The 14886-nt window shown below is 45.2% G+C and carries 17 protein-coding genes and 1 pseudogene; 11 read left to right on the top strand and 7 right to left on the bottom strand.

The window, feature by feature from the left end; all coding sequences use genetic code 11:
- From IM450_RS18020 to tig, 5 genes are all read right to left on the bottom strand, one after another.
- The coding region (locus IM450_RS18020; protein ID WP_287671228.1) for an alpha/beta fold hydrolase at positions 1-698 on the bottom strand (698 nt) is incomplete at its 3' end.
- Positions 676-885, bottom strand: coding sequence for a hypothetical protein (locus tag IM450_RS18015; RefSeq protein ID WP_002752152.1), 210 nt, complete (start codon positions 883-885; stop codon positions 676-678). The genes IM450_RS18020 and IM450_RS18015, both read right to left, overlap by 23 nt.
- Before the next feature lie 21 nt (positions 886-906).
- On the bottom strand, positions 907-2241 hold the full coding sequence (gene clpX, locus IM450_RS18010) for an ATP-dependent protease ATP-binding subunit ClpX (protein WP_287671226.1): 1335 nt from the start codon (positions 2239-2241) through the stop codon (positions 907-909).
- An 11-nt stretch (positions 2242-2252) separates the two neighbouring features.
- Complete coding sequence (gene clpP / locus IM450_RS18005) at positions 2253-2954, bottom strand: ATP-dependent Clp endopeptidase proteolytic subunit ClpP (protein WP_002736918.1); 702 nt, start codon at positions 2952-2954, stop codon at positions 2253-2255.
- A gap of 263 nt (positions 2955-3217) precedes the next feature.
- Positions 3218-4609, bottom strand: a complete 1392-nt coding sequence (gene tig, locus IM450_RS18000; RefSeq protein ID WP_002803688.1) for a trigger factor — start codon at positions 4607-4609, stop codon at positions 3218-3220.
- A gap of 324 nt (positions 4610-4933) precedes the next feature.
- Between tig and IM450_RS17995 the strand changes: the two genes are divergently transcribed.
- From IM450_RS17995 to dxs, 5 genes are all read left to right on the top strand, one after another.
- Positions 4934-5971, top strand: a complete 1038-nt coding sequence (locus IM450_RS17995; RefSeq protein ID WP_287671224.1) for an aspartate-semialdehyde dehydrogenase — start codon at positions 4934-4936, stop codon at positions 5969-5971.
- Positions 5972-6249: 278 nt separating this feature from the next.
- Positions 6250-7143 (top strand): 4-hydroxy-tetrahydrodipicolinate synthase, encoded by an 894-nt coding sequence (dapA, locus tag IM450_RS17990; protein ID WP_002803691.1) that lies wholly within the window; start codon positions 6250-6252, stop codon positions 7141-7143.
- A gap of 242 nt (positions 7144-7385) precedes the next feature.
- Entirely contained in the window at positions 7386-9134 is a 1749-nt protein-coding gene (locus IM450_RS17985; protein WP_287671221.1) for a ribonuclease J, read from the top strand.
- Positions 9135-9344: 210 nt separating this feature from the next.
- Positions 9345-10115 (top strand): nickel pincer cofactor biosynthesis protein LarB, encoded by a 771-nt coding sequence (gene larB, locus IM450_RS17980; RefSeq protein ID WP_108936202.1) that lies wholly within the window; start codon positions 9345-9347, stop codon positions 10113-10115.
- A gap of 73 nt (positions 10116-10188) precedes the next feature.
- Positions 10189-12099 carry a 1-deoxy-D-xylulose-5-phosphate synthase gene (dxs, locus tag IM450_RS17975; protein WP_002803695.1) on the top strand — a complete coding sequence of 637 codons (1911 nt, stop codon included), beginning with the start codon at positions 10189-10191 and terminating at the stop codon, positions 12097-12099.
- Between the two features lie 69 nt (positions 12100-12168).
- Here dxs and IM450_RS22605 read toward each other — a convergent pair whose 3' ends face one another.
- Positions 12169-12309 (bottom strand): DUF2191 domain-containing protein, encoded by a 141-nt coding sequence (locus IM450_RS22605; protein WP_071846437.1) that lies wholly within the window; start codon positions 12307-12309, stop codon positions 12169-12171.
- A gap of 228 nt (positions 12310-12537) precedes the next feature.
- On the opposite strand from IM450_RS22605, the gene IM450_RS17970 reads away from it, so the two are divergent.
- From IM450_RS17970 to IM450_RS17945, 6 genes are all read left to right on the top strand, one after another.
- Positions 12538-12774, top strand: coding sequence for a DUF433 domain-containing protein (locus IM450_RS17970; RefSeq protein WP_002758607.1), 237 nt, complete (start codon positions 12538-12540; stop codon positions 12772-12774).
- Complete coding sequence (locus IM450_RS17965; protein ID WP_002777887.1) at positions 12771-13124, top strand: DUF5615 family PIN-like protein; 354 nt, start codon at positions 12771-12773, stop codon at positions 13122-13124. The genes IM450_RS17970 and IM450_RS17965 overlap by 4 nt, the downstream gene beginning before the upstream one ends.
- A gap of 118 nt (positions 13125-13242) precedes the next feature.
- Positions 13243-13455, top strand: coding sequence for a hypothetical protein (locus IM450_RS17960; RefSeq protein ID WP_287671218.1), 213 nt, complete (start codon positions 13243-13245; stop codon positions 13453-13455).
- Between the two features lies 1 nt (position 13456).
- On the top strand, positions 13457-13831 hold the full coding sequence (locus IM450_RS17955) for a type II toxin-antitoxin system VapC family toxin (protein WP_287671216.1): 375 nt from the start codon (positions 13457-13459) through the stop codon (positions 13829-13831).
- Between the two features lie 124 nt (positions 13832-13955).
- Complete coding sequence (locus tag IM450_RS17950) at positions 13956-14255, top strand: type II toxin-antitoxin system HigB family toxin (RefSeq protein ID WP_002797368.1); 300 nt, start codon at positions 13956-13958, stop codon at positions 14253-14255.
- On the top strand, positions 14239-14637 hold the full coding sequence (locus IM450_RS17945; RefSeq protein WP_149978888.1) for a helix-turn-helix domain-containing protein: 399 nt from the start codon (positions 14239-14241) through the stop codon (positions 14635-14637). Before IM450_RS17950 ends, IM450_RS17945 begins: the two co-directional genes overlap by 17 nt.
- A 180-nt stretch (positions 14638-14817) precedes the next feature.
- Here IM450_RS17945 and IM450_RS17940 read toward each other — a convergent pair.
- Positions 14818-14886: pseudogene (locus tag IM450_RS17940) on the bottom strand (WD40 repeat domain-containing protein); the annotation flags it as partial.

Raw genomic sequence — 14886 nt, 5'->3', positions numbered from 1 at the left:
CCTGATACTAAAAGAGTTGGTACCTTAATCTCAGCAAATTTACCAGGCATAATTTCCACTGCTTTTTTACTCACAGATGTATAAATTGTGCCTAGGGCTGCCTCATAATCTGCCGCTAAAAAATCTTCTAAAAAAGCAATTCTTTCTGATTTTGGGATCGATCGATGCAAAAATCTCGCCATAAATAATTGATCGGCAAAAGGTACTTTTAAAAACCAATCATAACGAAACTGTACCACATACTTACCGAATTTATGGAAGGCAGCAAAAGCCGCTTTATTATACTCAAAAATGCCATTACAGGTTAAAACTGCTTTCACCACTCTTTCGGGGTACATAGTAATAAAAAAAGTCGCCACCGATGCCCCCATAGAGTGACTATTGAGATAGACTTTTTCAATTTCCAAACTATCTAAAAACAAGGCCAAATCAAGGGCATATTCTTCTAAATCGTAGGAAAGATCGGGGGATTTTTCCGGCAATTTAGACCGACCAAAACCCCGCATATCGTACAATAAACAATCAAAGCGATCGCAAATTGCCGCAGCCGTTGATCGCCAATAGCGTCCCGATCCTCCCCAACCATGAATAAACACCATCACCGGCTTTTTCTGGGCAGATTCCGATTGCCGAATCCACTCGTAATAGTGAGGAACACCGCGAACAGTGATTGTTTTATCGATTATTTGAGTTTTCATGATAGATGTCGTCTTCCAGATTATCCCAAATCTTAGCCAGTGCAGTTTCGCTGACTTTTTGCCAGAAATCCGAGTTTGTCTCCTCCGGGATGAGGGTGACTAAAACCCTAGTACCCTCTGGAATCGGCACGGATTCGAGGAGTTCGATCCTGCCTTCTTTGACGATCGCGGGAACGGTGTTCAGCATGGTTAACCTCGATTTTTCCCCTTAAGCGGATTCTTGACTGGGTAGAGAGGAAGGATGAACCAATAGATCTGCCGTGGAACGTTTTTCCACCATTTCGCGGGTGATTAAACAGCGTTTCACGTCTTTGCGCGAGGGCAATTCGTACATGACATCGAGCATTAATTCCTCGACAATACCCCGTAGGGCCCGGGCCCCGGTTTTGCGACGATAGGCCTCTTGGGCGATCGCTAGGACGGCATCAGATTTAAACTCTAACTGTACATTGTCCATCTTCAACAGTTTTTGATACTGTTTCACCAAAGCGTTGCGGGGTTGCGTCAGGATAGCGATTAAAGCTTCCTCATCCAGGGGTGAAAGCGCCGCTAGGACGGGAATCCGACCGACAAACTCTGGAATCATGCCAAATTTGACTAAATCATCGGGAGTCATTTGTTTTAATAACCCTGCCGCTACCTTATCCTTACTAGCTTGGCCATCTCCCGGTTGAATAAAGCCCATGGATTTTTTACCGAGACGCTGATCGATCACCTTATCTAAACCGACAAACGCCCCACCGCAGATAAACAGGATATTGCTGGTGTCAATCTGAATACAATCCTGATAGGGGTGTTTGCGGCCGCCTTGGGGGGGAACATTGGCGATCGTTCCCTCTAACATTTTCAGTAAAGCTTGCTGTACCCCTTCTCCGGACACATCCCGGGTAATCGAGGTATTTTCGCTCTTGCGGGCAATTTTATCGATTTCATCGATGTAGATAATGCCTCGCTGCGCTTCTTCCACGTCTAAATCTGCCACTTGTAACAGACGCAAGAGAATATTTTCCACATCTTCCCCCACATAACCGGCCTCGGTTAACGTGGTGGCATCGGCGACGGCAAAAGGTACATCGAGGATTTTAGCCAGAGTTTGAGCTAGAAGGGTTTTTCCCGATCCTGTGGGACCAATTAACAGAATATTAGATTTTTGCAGTTCGATGCTATCTTCTGGACTACCGCCACTGGCTTTTTGGGTTTGGATATCTTTGAGGCGTTTGTAATGGTTATAAACGGCCACAGAAAGCACTTTTTTCGCCTCATTTTGACCAATAACGTAGTCATCGAGGTATTTTTTAATCTCTCTTGGTTTGGGAATTTGTTCCCAAGTGGTTTTGTTTTGGCCCGATCGCCGTTTGTTGGGACGTTCCTCCACTGGGGCGACCGGACTGGGCGGTTCCATCAATTCCTCATCAAGAATTTCGTTACACAGTTCCACACACTCGTCACAAATATAGACCCCCGGCCCGGCGATTAATTTTCGCACTTGTTCCTGGGATTTGCCGCAAAATGAACACTTGAGGTGGGAGTCGTATTTAGACATAGTTTATTAATTTACAGGGAAGTAACGGGAACGGTAGGATCGGGCAGTTCGGGACGGGAAATCACCAGATCGATTAACCCATATTCTTTGGCTTCGACGGCCGACATGAAAAAGTCCCGTTCGGTGTCGTTGGCGATGCGATCGTAGGGTTGACCGGTGTGATGAGCCAGCATGGTATTGAGTCTCTGTTTAATATAGAGGATCTCTTTGGCTTGGATGGCGATATCACTAGCTTGACCTTGGGCGCCGCCGAGGGGTTGGTGAATCATGATCCGGCTACTGGGTAGGGACATCCGTTTACCTGCCGCGCCACCACAAAGCAGGAATGCTCCCATACTAGCGGCTAAACCGAAACAAATTGTCGCCACGTCGGGGCGAATTTGTTGCATGGTGTCGTAGATAGCTAGTCCGGCATAAACGGAACCACCGGGGGAGTTGATATAAAGTTGGATATCCTTTTCGGGATCCTCTGCCTCCAAGTAGAGGAGTTGGGCGACGATCGAATCAGCGACCTGATCATCGACGGGGGTTCCCAGAAAGACAATTCTCTCGCGCAAGAGTCGAGAATAGATATCAAAAGCCCGTTCACCCATGCCAGACTGTTCGATTACCACGGGTAAAACGTTAGCTAAGGAGTTTCTCCCCGTGTTGGCGTAGATAGCAGGGCGACAATTACTGGTAATTGGGTAGTCAGGTGATCTCGATTCGAGCATAATTTTTTCGGTTCCGCTATCACAATCTTAGGGGTTTTGCTTGGCTGTGGAGCTTTTACTGGCAAATGTTAAGCATCTTTAGCACTTCTGTCCATCTATTATGCCCTAAGTTTCCCCCGGTTGGCAGCAATCAGTTATCAGTTATCAGTGATCAGTTATCAGTTATCAGTTATCAGCCATCAGTGAACAGGGATATCGGGAGAAAAAAGCTGATGGCTGACGGCTGACGGCTAAAAGGCTGACGACTTCAAGATAGCCAAGGGTTATTCTTCCTCGGCTGCCAATACTTCCACTTCGGTGAATGGGAAGGTTTCTTCCGTTTCCTCCTCCTCGCTTGTTTCTTCCTCTAGGGAACCTTTGGGGACGAGGGTGATAGTAGCTTTTTCTTTCAGCCATTCCAGGGTGTTTTCCGCCAGGATTTCTTCGGTGATCACCTGTTCCAGACGCTGCATATCTAGGTCGCGATCGGACAATTGCGCCATGATTTTAGCGATTTTTTCGGCTACTGCTTCGGGACTGACTTCAATGCCCGCGACTTTAGCCAATTCCTGCACCACCAGAGTCTGTTTCAGACTTTCGAGCGCATCGGGACGGGCTCTTTCCCGCATTTTGGGAATATTATCTTTTGTAAACAACTGGTTGACATCTAGCCCCATTTGTTGGAACTGCATGAAGCTTTGGGTCAAAATATGCGTCACTTCCTTCTCGATCAGCGTCTCCGGTAAATCTAAAGTCGCACCCTTGACTAATTCCTTGGTTAAAGCCTCATAAATGCTGTCTTTGGTTTCCTTCTCCGCTTGTTCTTGGAAGCGTTTCTCTAAACTTGCTCTTAATTCGGCGATTGTTTCCTGATCGCTGACTTCTTGGGCAAAATCGTCGTCAAGCTCTGGTAATTCCTTCGCTTTTAACTCTTTCATCGTAATGGTAAAGATTACCGCTTTTGCTGCCACATCTTCTTTGGGATAATCTTCCGGGAAAGTTAAAGTCATCTCTTTGACTTCTTCCGGTTTCATGCCGATAATTCCTTCCACCATCCCCTCGATAAAGCGTCCTGGTTCCATATCCACCCGCAGATCTTCGCCGTCAATATCTGGGATATCTTCGCCAGTTTCGGCGGATTTTCCCCGATAATCAACGATCGCCACATCTCCCAGCTGCGCCCCGCGATCTTCCACGGGAACCAATGTCGCTAACTGTTCTTGACGCTCTTTAAACCAATTTTCCACGGATTCGGGATCATAAACGGTTTCTTCGGCAGTAACGCTCAGATTTTCGTAATCTCCGAGAACAATTGTCGGGGCCACATCCACGGAAACTGAAAAAGTCAAAGCTTTACCCGGTTCATAGGCAGCGATCAAATCCTCAAACTTAGACAATAGCTGGGGATTGCCCAGGGACTCGATCCCCTCCTGTTTTAGGGCAGATTCGAGGCAATTTTCAATTAATTCCTCAATTACCGCCGCTTTTACCGCCTTAGTTCCCAATCTTTGCAGAAGAATCTGACGGGGAACCTTACCGGGGCGAAAACCGGGTATATTGGCCGACTTCGCTAAATTCTTGACCACTTGCTCGTGGGTGTTTTTCGTGGTTTCGGCGGGAATTTCAATTTCTAAACCTATCTGACTGGCAGGAAGCTTTTCCTGAATAACTTTCATTGATTTTTCTAGCTCTTACGACAAGGAACGTTTATAATAGGGTGAGCGGTGTTTACGCCTGCGGTGGATCCGTCCCGCTCATGATATTCTAGGGGAATAGCTGCAGTTGTTCCCCAAGCTCTCACAATCTTTTTATTTTAGCGGTCAATGGGGTATATTTAATTTATTACGTCCTTGGGGCAGTTAAGCCCAATCAGAAAATTTTGCTGATCAAAAGCCGATCAATCCAAGTTTTAGAATAACTCGGTGGACAAAAAAGATTTTTTACTGTAACGATTTCTTCGGATCATTATCATCACCCAACTCGTCAGGAGGTTACACAATTTGAGTCAAAAAGTACGGGTCGCTATTTTAGGGGCCACCGGGGCCGTGGGAACGGAATTACTAGAGTTATTAGCTAGTCGTCAATTCCCTCTCGCTAGTCTAAAATTACTGGCTTCCGAGCGTTCTGCTGGAAAAACCCTCAATTTTCGGGGCGAAAGTCTCCTAATCGAAGCGGTAAACGAGCGCTCTTTTCAGGACGTGGATATCGTTCTCGCTTCTGCGGGGGGGGGCACCTCGAAAGCTTGGGCGAAAACTATTGTCGAGTCGGGTGCGACGATTATCGATAACTCCAGTGCTTTTCGCATGAATCCCGAAGTGCCTCTGGTTGTCCCAGAAATCAATCCCGACAGTGTGGACAATCACCGGGGCATTATCGCTAATCCCAACTGTACGACAATTCTTTTAGGAGTGGCGATCTGGCCTCTCCACCAAGTACAGGCGATCGAGCGAGTAGTAGTTTCTACTTATCAGTCTGCTAGTGGTGCTGGAGCGCGAGCCATGGAGGAGGTAAAACAGCAAGCGCAAGCAATTCTTGATAATCGGCAACCTCCCACTAATTCCTTCCCCTATCCCCTCGCTTTTAATCTTTTTCCCCACAATACCCCGATTAATGGTCAAGGGTACTGCGAGGAAGAAATGAAAATGGTCAACGAAACCCGCAAGATTTTTGCTTGTCCTGGACTGCGGGTTAGCGCCACCTGTGTGAGGGTTCCCGTGCTGCGGGCCCATTCGGAATCGGTTAACCTGGAATTTAGTCGGCCTTTTTCTGTGGTGAAGGCCAGAGAAATTCTTGAGTCTGCTCCTGGGGTAAAATTAGTGGAAGATTGGGACGCTAATTATTTTCCCATGCCAATTGATGCTACCGGTCGCGATGAAGTATTAGTGGGACGCATTCGTCAAGATATCTCCCATCCTAACGGTCTAGAATTGTGGCTATGCGGCGATCAAATTCGCAAGGGTGCGGCTTTAAATGCCGTACAAATTGCCGAACTTTTAGTCAAGAAAAATCTCGTCGGTTCAAGATTAGCAACAGTTTGATAACTAAGCTATCGGCCATCAGCTAGATCAAGGCGATAATAACTAGACCTCTGGTAAAAATCAAAAATTGTTGTTGGGGTTAGGAGCCAGTAGTCAGGAGGATTAAGAATGAATAATAATCAATTAAATAGTCCTACCCTAACCCATCCTACAAATAATTAATTGTGCCTCCCTACTTAGGAGGATTGTCAGATTCTTTCTTTTGCCTCTTGCCTTCAGAAGCTGATAACTGATAACTGATAATTGATAATTGATAATTGATAACTGATAACTGATCAATGAGTGAAACAACCTATTTTGGACGAGTAATTACGGCGATGGTGACTCCCTTCACCGTCGAGGGTCAAGTTAATTATGCCCTGGTGGAAAAATTGGCCGATTATCTAGTTACTCACGGTAGCGATGGTATAGTGGTCTGTGGGACGACGGGAGAATCACCCACCCTAAGTTGGCAGGAAGAATACGAACTATTTAGTATTGTCAAAAAAGCGGTTAATGGTCGGGGAAAAGTGATCGCGGGGACGGGTTCTAATTCCACTTCCGAAGCGATCGAAGCGACCCAACAGGCTGCTAAACTGGGTTTAGATGGTTCTTTACAAGTGGTTCCCTACTACAATAAACCACCCCAAGAGGGTTTATACGAGCATTTTCTGACCATTGCCAAAGCTTGTCCCGATCTGCCGGTGATGCTTTATAATATCCCTGGTCGGACGGGTCAAAATATGACCCCAGAAACGATTATTAAACTGGCAGCAGTTGATAATATTGTGGCGGTAAAAGAAGCTAGTGGTAATTTAGAACAAACCTGTAAGATTTACTGTCATACCCCTGAAAATTTCGCTATTTATTCCGGCGATGATTTTCTCACCTTACCCCTGATGACCTGTGGTGCGGTGGGGGTGGTCAGTGTTGCTAGTCATCTAGTGGGAGAAGAAATACAAGGGATGATTCAAGCTTTATTAACCGGAGATGCGGCCAAAGCGATCGAGATTAACTTGAAATTATTTCCCCTGTTTAAAGGTTTATTCTGTGCCACTAATCCAATTCCAATTAAAGCGGCCTTAAATCTAGTCGGTTGGGAGGTGGGGGGATTGCGATCTCCTTTATGTTCCTTAAGTCCCGAACTAGAAGAAGGATTAGCAAAAATTATGCAAGAATTGGCTTTAATCTAGAAAAATACTAGAAAATTTGGCTAACTAAACTAGGATTTTTTCGAGAAAGTAGGTTATAATATTAATAGCTTAACTAGAAGAAAAGAAATATAGTTTAGAACGGCGAGAAAGTATTGATATAAGTGAATTTAGCTAGGTGTTATTCCCCTAGTCATACTTATTCTGACTATTCATTTTTTGAGATTTGCTGTCTAGAAAACCCACCTAAAAAATCAACATAACTTACCATCAAAGGATACCTAATGAGTCAAGATAAAACCCAAGCAAAACTAAAGATCATTCCCCTAGGAGGATTACACGAAATCGGCAAAAACACCTGTGTTTTTGAATACGATGATGAGATTATTCTCTTGGATGCAGGTTTAGCTTTTCCTTCCGATGATATGCACGGGGTCAATGTAGTGCTTCCCGATATGACTTATCTAAGAGAAAATCGCCATAAAATTAAGGGTATGATCGTCACCCACGGTCACGAAGATCATATCGGTGGCATTCCCTACCATCTCAAACAATTTGATGTGCCAATTATCTACGGTCCGCGTCTAGCGATGGCTTTATTGCGGGATAAATTGGAAGAAGCAGGATTGGCAAATCGTACTAAATTAGAAACCGTTGCTCCCCGGCAAATGGTGCGTTTAGGTAAATCTTTCATGGTGGAATATATCCGCAATACCCACTCGATCGCCGATAGTTTTTGTGTAGCAATTCACACTCCTTTAGGGGTAGTTATTCACACGGGAGATTTTAAAATTGACCATACTCCCGTGGATGGCGAATTCTTTGATCTGCAAAAAATTGCCGAACATGGCGAAAAAGGGGTGCTATGTTTATTGAGTGATTCCACTAACGCGGAAGTACCCGGTTATACTCCCTCGGAAGCTTCCGTTTATCCCGGTTTAGAGCGGGTTTTTAACCAAGCAACGGGACGGATTATGATCACTACCTTTGCTTCCTCGGTGCATCGGATTAATCTGGTGTTGAAATTGGCCCAGAAATTTAACCGGAAAGTGGTGGTAGTGGGTCGATCGATGTTAAATGTCATCGCTCATGCGCGTAATTTGGGGTATATAAAATGTCCCGACGATCTATTTGAACCCTTGAAAGCGACCCGCAATTTAGCCGATGAAAAAATCGTTATTTTAACCACAGGCTCCCAGGGGGAAACTTTAGCGGCCATGACGCGGATTTCTAAGGGTGAACATCCTCATATTCGCGTGCGTCAGGGAGATACGATTGTCTTTTCCGCTAATCCGATTCCGGGTAATACCATCGCTGTGGTCAATACAATTGATCGCCTGATGATGCAGGGTGCTAACGTAGTTTACGGACGCGATAAGGGAATTCACGTTTCCGGCCATGGTTCCCAAGAAGACCATAAATTGATGCTATCTTTGACCCGGCCGAAGTTTTTTGTGCCAGTGCATGGAGAACACCGAATGCTGGTCAAACACGCTCAGATGGCCCAAAGTATGGGTATTCCCGCCGAAAATATGGTAATTGTCAAAAATGGTGACACGATCGAGTTAACTGGCGATCGCATTGGACTTGGCACACCAGTGCCTTCGGGAATCGAGTTAGTCGATCAAGCGGGTGTAGTCCACGAACACATTATGCAGGAAAGACAACAATTAGCCGAAGATGGTGTGATTACGATCGCGGCCTTCGTTAACGGGGAGGGACAATTAAGCGCACCTCCAGAGATTAATTTGCGCGGTGTGGTGACAAAAGTGGAAATCCCGCTGCTGAATCAGTTAATTATTCGGGCGATCGAACGCTGTTTAAGCGATCGCATCGGTGAATTTAAAACCGCCACGGGGTCCCCGGATTGGGCCGGTTTGCGGGCCGAAATCGAGACGACTTTGCAACGTTTAATCAAACGGGAGTTAAAGAGTCAACCTCTAGTGATTTTCCTCTTGCAAGCGGCGGCAACGGAACCAGCGAACAATCGTACTTATCGCCGCCGCCGTCCGGCAGCCACCATGGCCTCCTAATATCAGTGGGACAGGAGACAGGAGACGGGAGACAGGAGACAGGAGACAGGAGACAGGAGACAGGAGATTATTTCTATTTATTCTCCCCACCTCCCCACTTCATAATTCATAATTCATAATTCATAATTCCCACTCCCCCACCTCCCTACTTCATAATTCATAATTCATAATTCATAATTCCCGCACCCCACTTCCCATTGATAACTGACCATGTTCCATGCTGCCGATTTGCGATCGCTGCTGACCGCCGTTGCCAGGGGAGAAATTAACCCGGAGACAGCCTTAGATAAACTTAAACATCTGGCCTTTGAACCGGTGGAAGACTTTGCTAAAATTGACCATCATCGTCAATTAAGAACGGGATTTCCGGAGGTTATCTGGGGACCGGGTAAAACCACCGCTCAAATCGCCCAAATTATCAATGTTTTGCGTCAAAATAGTCCCGTGGTTATGGCCACCCGCATTGAAGCAGAGATAGCAGCCCAGCTACAGGAACAGGTAACAGACTTAGTTTATTATCCCTTAGCCCGCATCTGTGCCATTGCCGCAGCTGCCCCAGAAAATCCCCCAAAAGGGATAATTTCCATCCTAACGGCGGGGACTGCCGATATTCCCGTAGCGGAGGAGGCGGCGGTTACTGCTCAATTATGCGGTTTTTCCGTGCAGCGTCTTTGGGATGTGGGAGTAGCGGGAATTCATCGCCTCTTGAATCATCGCCATCTATTGGATGCCGCCGATGTGTTAATTGTTGTTGCGGGAATGGAAGGAGCCTTACCAAGTGTGGTAGCGGGATTAGTCGATCGTCCGGTGATCGCCGTTCCCACCAGTATCGGTTACGGAACCAGTTTCGGCGGTATTGCCCCTTTGTTAACTATGCTCAATTCCTGCGCGGTCGGTGTGGGTGTGGTTAATATAGATAATGGTTTTGGGGCTGCCATGTTAGCCGGCCAAATTTTACGCACGGCGGCCAGACTAGCCTAGATTTTCCCTCATCTCAGGCTGAAAATCCTATACAGTTGGTATAGGGATAAACTACTTTGAAAAAGAAGCCGATATGCACCTAAGTGAAATTACTCATCCCAACCAGTTACATGGTTTATCACTCCGTCAATTAGAAGATATTGCCCGTCAGATTCGCGAAAAACACCTCCAGACGATCGCCGCTACCGGTGGACATTTGGGACCGGGGTTAGGAGTCGTAGAACTAACGATCGCCCTTTACCAAACCCTCGATCTCGATCGAGATAAAGTCCTTTGGGACGTGGGACACCAAGCTTATCCGCACAAACTCCTCACTGGTCGCTATAACGATTTTCACACCCTGCGCCAAAAAAACGGCGTTGCGGGCTATCTAAAACGTTGCGAGAGCAAATTTGACCATTTTGGGGCTGGACACGCCTCTACGAGCATTTCTGCGGGGTTAGGAATGGCTTTAGCCCGGGATGCCAAGGGGGAAGATTTCAAGGTGGTATCGATCATCGGGGACGGGGCTTTAACCGGGGGTATGGCCCTAGAAGCGATTAACCATGCTGGACATTTACCGAACACCAACATCATGGTTATCCTCAACGATAACGAGATGTCCATTTCCCCCAACGTCGGGGCAATTTCCCGCTATCTCAATAAAGTTCGTCTGAGCGAACCCGTCCAGTTTATCGCCGATAATCTCGAAGAACAATTTAAAAATCTACCCTTCTTCGGTGACTCCCTCACTCCCGAAATGGAACGAGTCAAAGAAGGAATGAAACGGTTAGCAGTTCCCAAAGTTGGCGCAGTCATCGAAGAATTGGGCTTTAAATATTTTGGCCCGATTGATGGTCATAATATTCCCGAATTAATCGCCACTTTTAAACAGGCCCATAAGGTCCACGGACCGGTTTTCGTCCACGTTGCCACCGTGAAAGGCAAAGGCTACGAATGGGCCGAAAAAGATCAAGTGGGTTATCATGCCCAAAATCCCTTTAATTTAGCCACGGGTAAACCGATTCCCTCCAGTAAACCGAAACCTCCGGCTTATTCCAAAGTTTTCGGGCATACTCTCACTAAATTGGCGGAAAATGACCCGCGCATTATCGGTATCACCGCCGCTATGGCCACCGGGACGGGATTAGATAAATTTCAGGCAAAACTACCGAAACAGTATATCGATGTGGGAATTGCCGAACAACACGCGGTTACTCTCGCTGGTGGTCTTGCTTGCGAAGGAATGCGCCCGGTTGTCACTATTTACTCTACTTTCCTGCAGCGGGCTTTTGATCAGATTATTCACGATATCTGCATTCAAAATCTACCGGTTTTCTTCTGCATGGACCGGGCTGGTATTGTCGGGGCTGATGGACCGACTCACCAGGGGATGTACGATATCGCCTACCTGCGTTGTATCCCCAATATGACCATTATGGCCCCCAAAGATGAGGCGGAACTGCAAAGAATGGTGGTGACGGGGATTAATCATACCAGCGGCCCCATTGCCATGCGTTATCCCCGGGGCAACGGTTTAGGGGTTCCCCTGATGGAAGAGGGGTGGGAAGCTTTACCCATCGGTAAGGGCGAAATTCTCCGCAGTGGCGATGATATTCTCCTGTTAGGATACGGCACTATGGTCAACACTTCCCTACAGGTGGCCGAAATCCTCAGCGAACACGGCATCGAAGCCACAGTGGTTAATGCTCGTTTTGTCAAGCCCCTTGATACAGAACTTATCTTTCCCCTTGCCCAACGTCTTGGTAAGGTGGTGACTTTAGAAGAAGGTTGTTTGATGGGTGGTTTTGGTTCTGCGGTTTTGGAAGCTTTACAGGATGCTAATATTCTAGTTCCAGTCAAGCGTTTCGGGGTTCCCGATAAATTAGTCGACCACGCAACACCAGAGGAATCCTTCGCTGATTTGGGTTTAACCAGTCCCCAGATTGCCCAACAGGTTTTAGCGGCATTTTTTAGCCAAAAACAAACCGCTAACGTTGGTTAAAATCTCAAGATTAGCTTGGCCAGTTTTCCCGAAAAATTAGGGAAGACTGGCTTTTTTTGGTCTAGATAGTTAATGAAGACTGCCGGCAATAAATAGTGAGGGGAACGAACCACAGAGACACAAAGGACACAAAGATCGATCACTACTATAGAAGTTAAATTTATCACACAAAGAATAGGAGAGTCCAGTAGCTTTAAGAGCATCAGCCATGAGTTGGTCATCAATGACAGTGTTAGTTCTCGTAGTATCCCTAGTTGTGTATAGTAGATTAAACCCCTTGCATAATTAATTTGTGAGGGTTCAAAAATGAGAAAAAAGGTTAAATTTTGTCAAGAAATTGCTTAAAGTTTTCTAAAGCCACTTGACTTAAAGACAGAATTGTGCATAGTAGAAGTAGGCGGAGAGAAGATTGGACGATTACAAGCAACTGAATTACCTATGGAAAACCAACTTTGGCAGCGAATCACCCTCGATTTAAATATCTGTCATGGTAAACCTTGCCTTCGAGGATTGCGTTATCCTGTTGAATTTATCCTAGAATTACTTAGTTCTGGCATGAGTATCGAAGATATTTTAGCCGACTACGATGATTTGGAACGGGAGGATATTCTAGCGGCGTTATTGTTTGCCACTCGATTAACTCAGGTAAAAAGCATCTACCAAATTGCACCATGAACTTTTTAGTCGATGCCCAATTGCCAGTTCGTTTAGCCCGTTTTTTGCAAGCTGCTGGTCATGATACAATTCATACTAAAGATTTACCCCAACAAAATGCCACGACAGATGCAGAAATTAACGCTCTTTCAATTCAACAAAATCGTATTGTTATTACCAAAGACACAGATTTTCTCGATTCATTTTTGATTAGTCAAGAACCTTATAAGCTTCTGCTAGTGACTACGGGTAATATTACGAATGTTGAATTAGAAGCATTATTTCAGAATAATTTACCTCAAATAAAAGCACTTTTTACTCAACATTCCCTAATAGAAATGAGTCGCAACTCAATCATCGTTCATCAATAATTTTACCCGGAGTGCTGTGTATGGTTTCATCAGTTCATCGTATGGCTTCTGGCGTTGAAACAAATTTTGTTTTAAAGCTAACCTTTGAGCAAGAGCAGAATAGGAGGATATGTCAACCATGTTAAGCACTGATCTAGAGATAAGACTAGCAGCTTTAGAAGCTGAAGTAGCACTGCTTAAGCGTTTGCTACCTACTGTCAGCGAAACTCCCTGGTGGGAAAAAATTGTCGGCACTTTTGCTGATGATCCAGCTTACGAAGAGGCAATGCAGTTTGGTCAAGAGTACCGCCAGTCTCTAAAACCATTAGCCGAGGAAGCATCCGAACCCTGAAATGTATCTCCTTGACACAGATCATATTACTATTCTCGATCGCGGGGGACAACCGGCACAACAATTGCTGAAAAAACTGGCTGCTATTACGAGCAGCGAAGTTGCCACCACAATTATCACCTACGAAGAACAAATGCGGGGATGGCTCAGTTACATAGCCAAGACCAGTTCGATTGAAACCCAAGTTGTTGCCTATCGAAGGCTAGAAAAGCACCTCGCTAATTATCGCACGATTCCCATTGTCGGCTTTGATGAAAAGGCAGGTCAAGTTTTTCAAGAACTTCGGGTAACTTACCCTCGTTTGGGTTCGATGGATTTGAAGATTGCTGCTATCTCAATGGTTAATCCGGCTATCCTGCTGACGAGAAATCTCTAAGATTTTGGGCAAATTGCCGGTGTAAGAGCAGAAGATTGGACGATTACAGGCAACTGAATTACCGATGGAAAAACAACTTTGGCAGCGAATCACCCCCAGAGATAATTCATGTTTGTTTTTATAAATGCACGTCATCAGCTATCGAAGACTACGAGAATTTACGAATAAACACGCTGATTCCCGAATAGCTTTAGAGAATTGGTACAAAATTGCCAGTCAAGCGATTTGGTATAATTTAGTTGAGGTTCAAACAGTATTTCCTAAAGCAGAAGCAGTTGGTAACTTTACTGTTTTTAACATTAAAGGGAATAGTTATCGTCTCATAACCAGTATCGATTATCAGAAGCGGCTAATTTATATCAAGTATGTTTTAACTCACGCTGAATACGATAAGGAGCAATGGAAAAATGACCCTTACTTTTAATCCAGAAAAATACAAAGAATTACTAGCTCGCCATTTACCTAAAGTTATTAAAACAGAGGCAGAAAATGAAAAAGCTTTGGCTATTGTGGAAGAATTAATGCACCGTCAGCAGCGAACTCCCGAAGAAGATGAACTTTATGAGCTTCTAATTTTTTTAATTGGGAATTTTGAAAAAAGCTTTTATCTACAGGAATCAACCACACCTCATTCTATGTTATTGTTTTTGATGGAACAGCAAAGCGTTAATAAGAAAGACATAGCCAGAATCCTTGGCTCTGACAAAATTGCCTCTAGTTTAATTAAAGGAAAAGGGTCAATTACCCAAGAACAGGCGAAATTATTAGGACATTTCTTTAATGTAGATTATAGTTTGTTGATGTAGATACGATCCCCTCTAGCTTGTCGGTTGGGTTGAGCGCTTTAATATTTAGTAGAAAACTGCTCGATTCAATAATTTGATCCAAAACCCAACATTTTAAAAGACATCGGTGCAGTTGGGTTTCCCGCAAGTGTCGCTCATTTTTGATAGACAAAAGTTATTGCTGTCACCCCCAACACAACTTTACTGTCCCACCCGCCAAATTTTGATAGTATTGTCCCAACTACCACTAGCTAAATAGCGACCATCGGG

It is taken from the genome of Microcystis sp. M083S1 (assembly GCF_020246405.1).
Classification (GTDB): domain Bacteria; phylum Cyanobacteriota; class Cyanobacteriia; order Cyanobacteriales; family Microcystaceae; genus Microcystis; species Microcystis aeruginosa_C.
The sequence above is the reverse complement of the archived record's forward strand: the minus strand, read 5'-3'. Positions and strand labels throughout refer to the sequence as shown.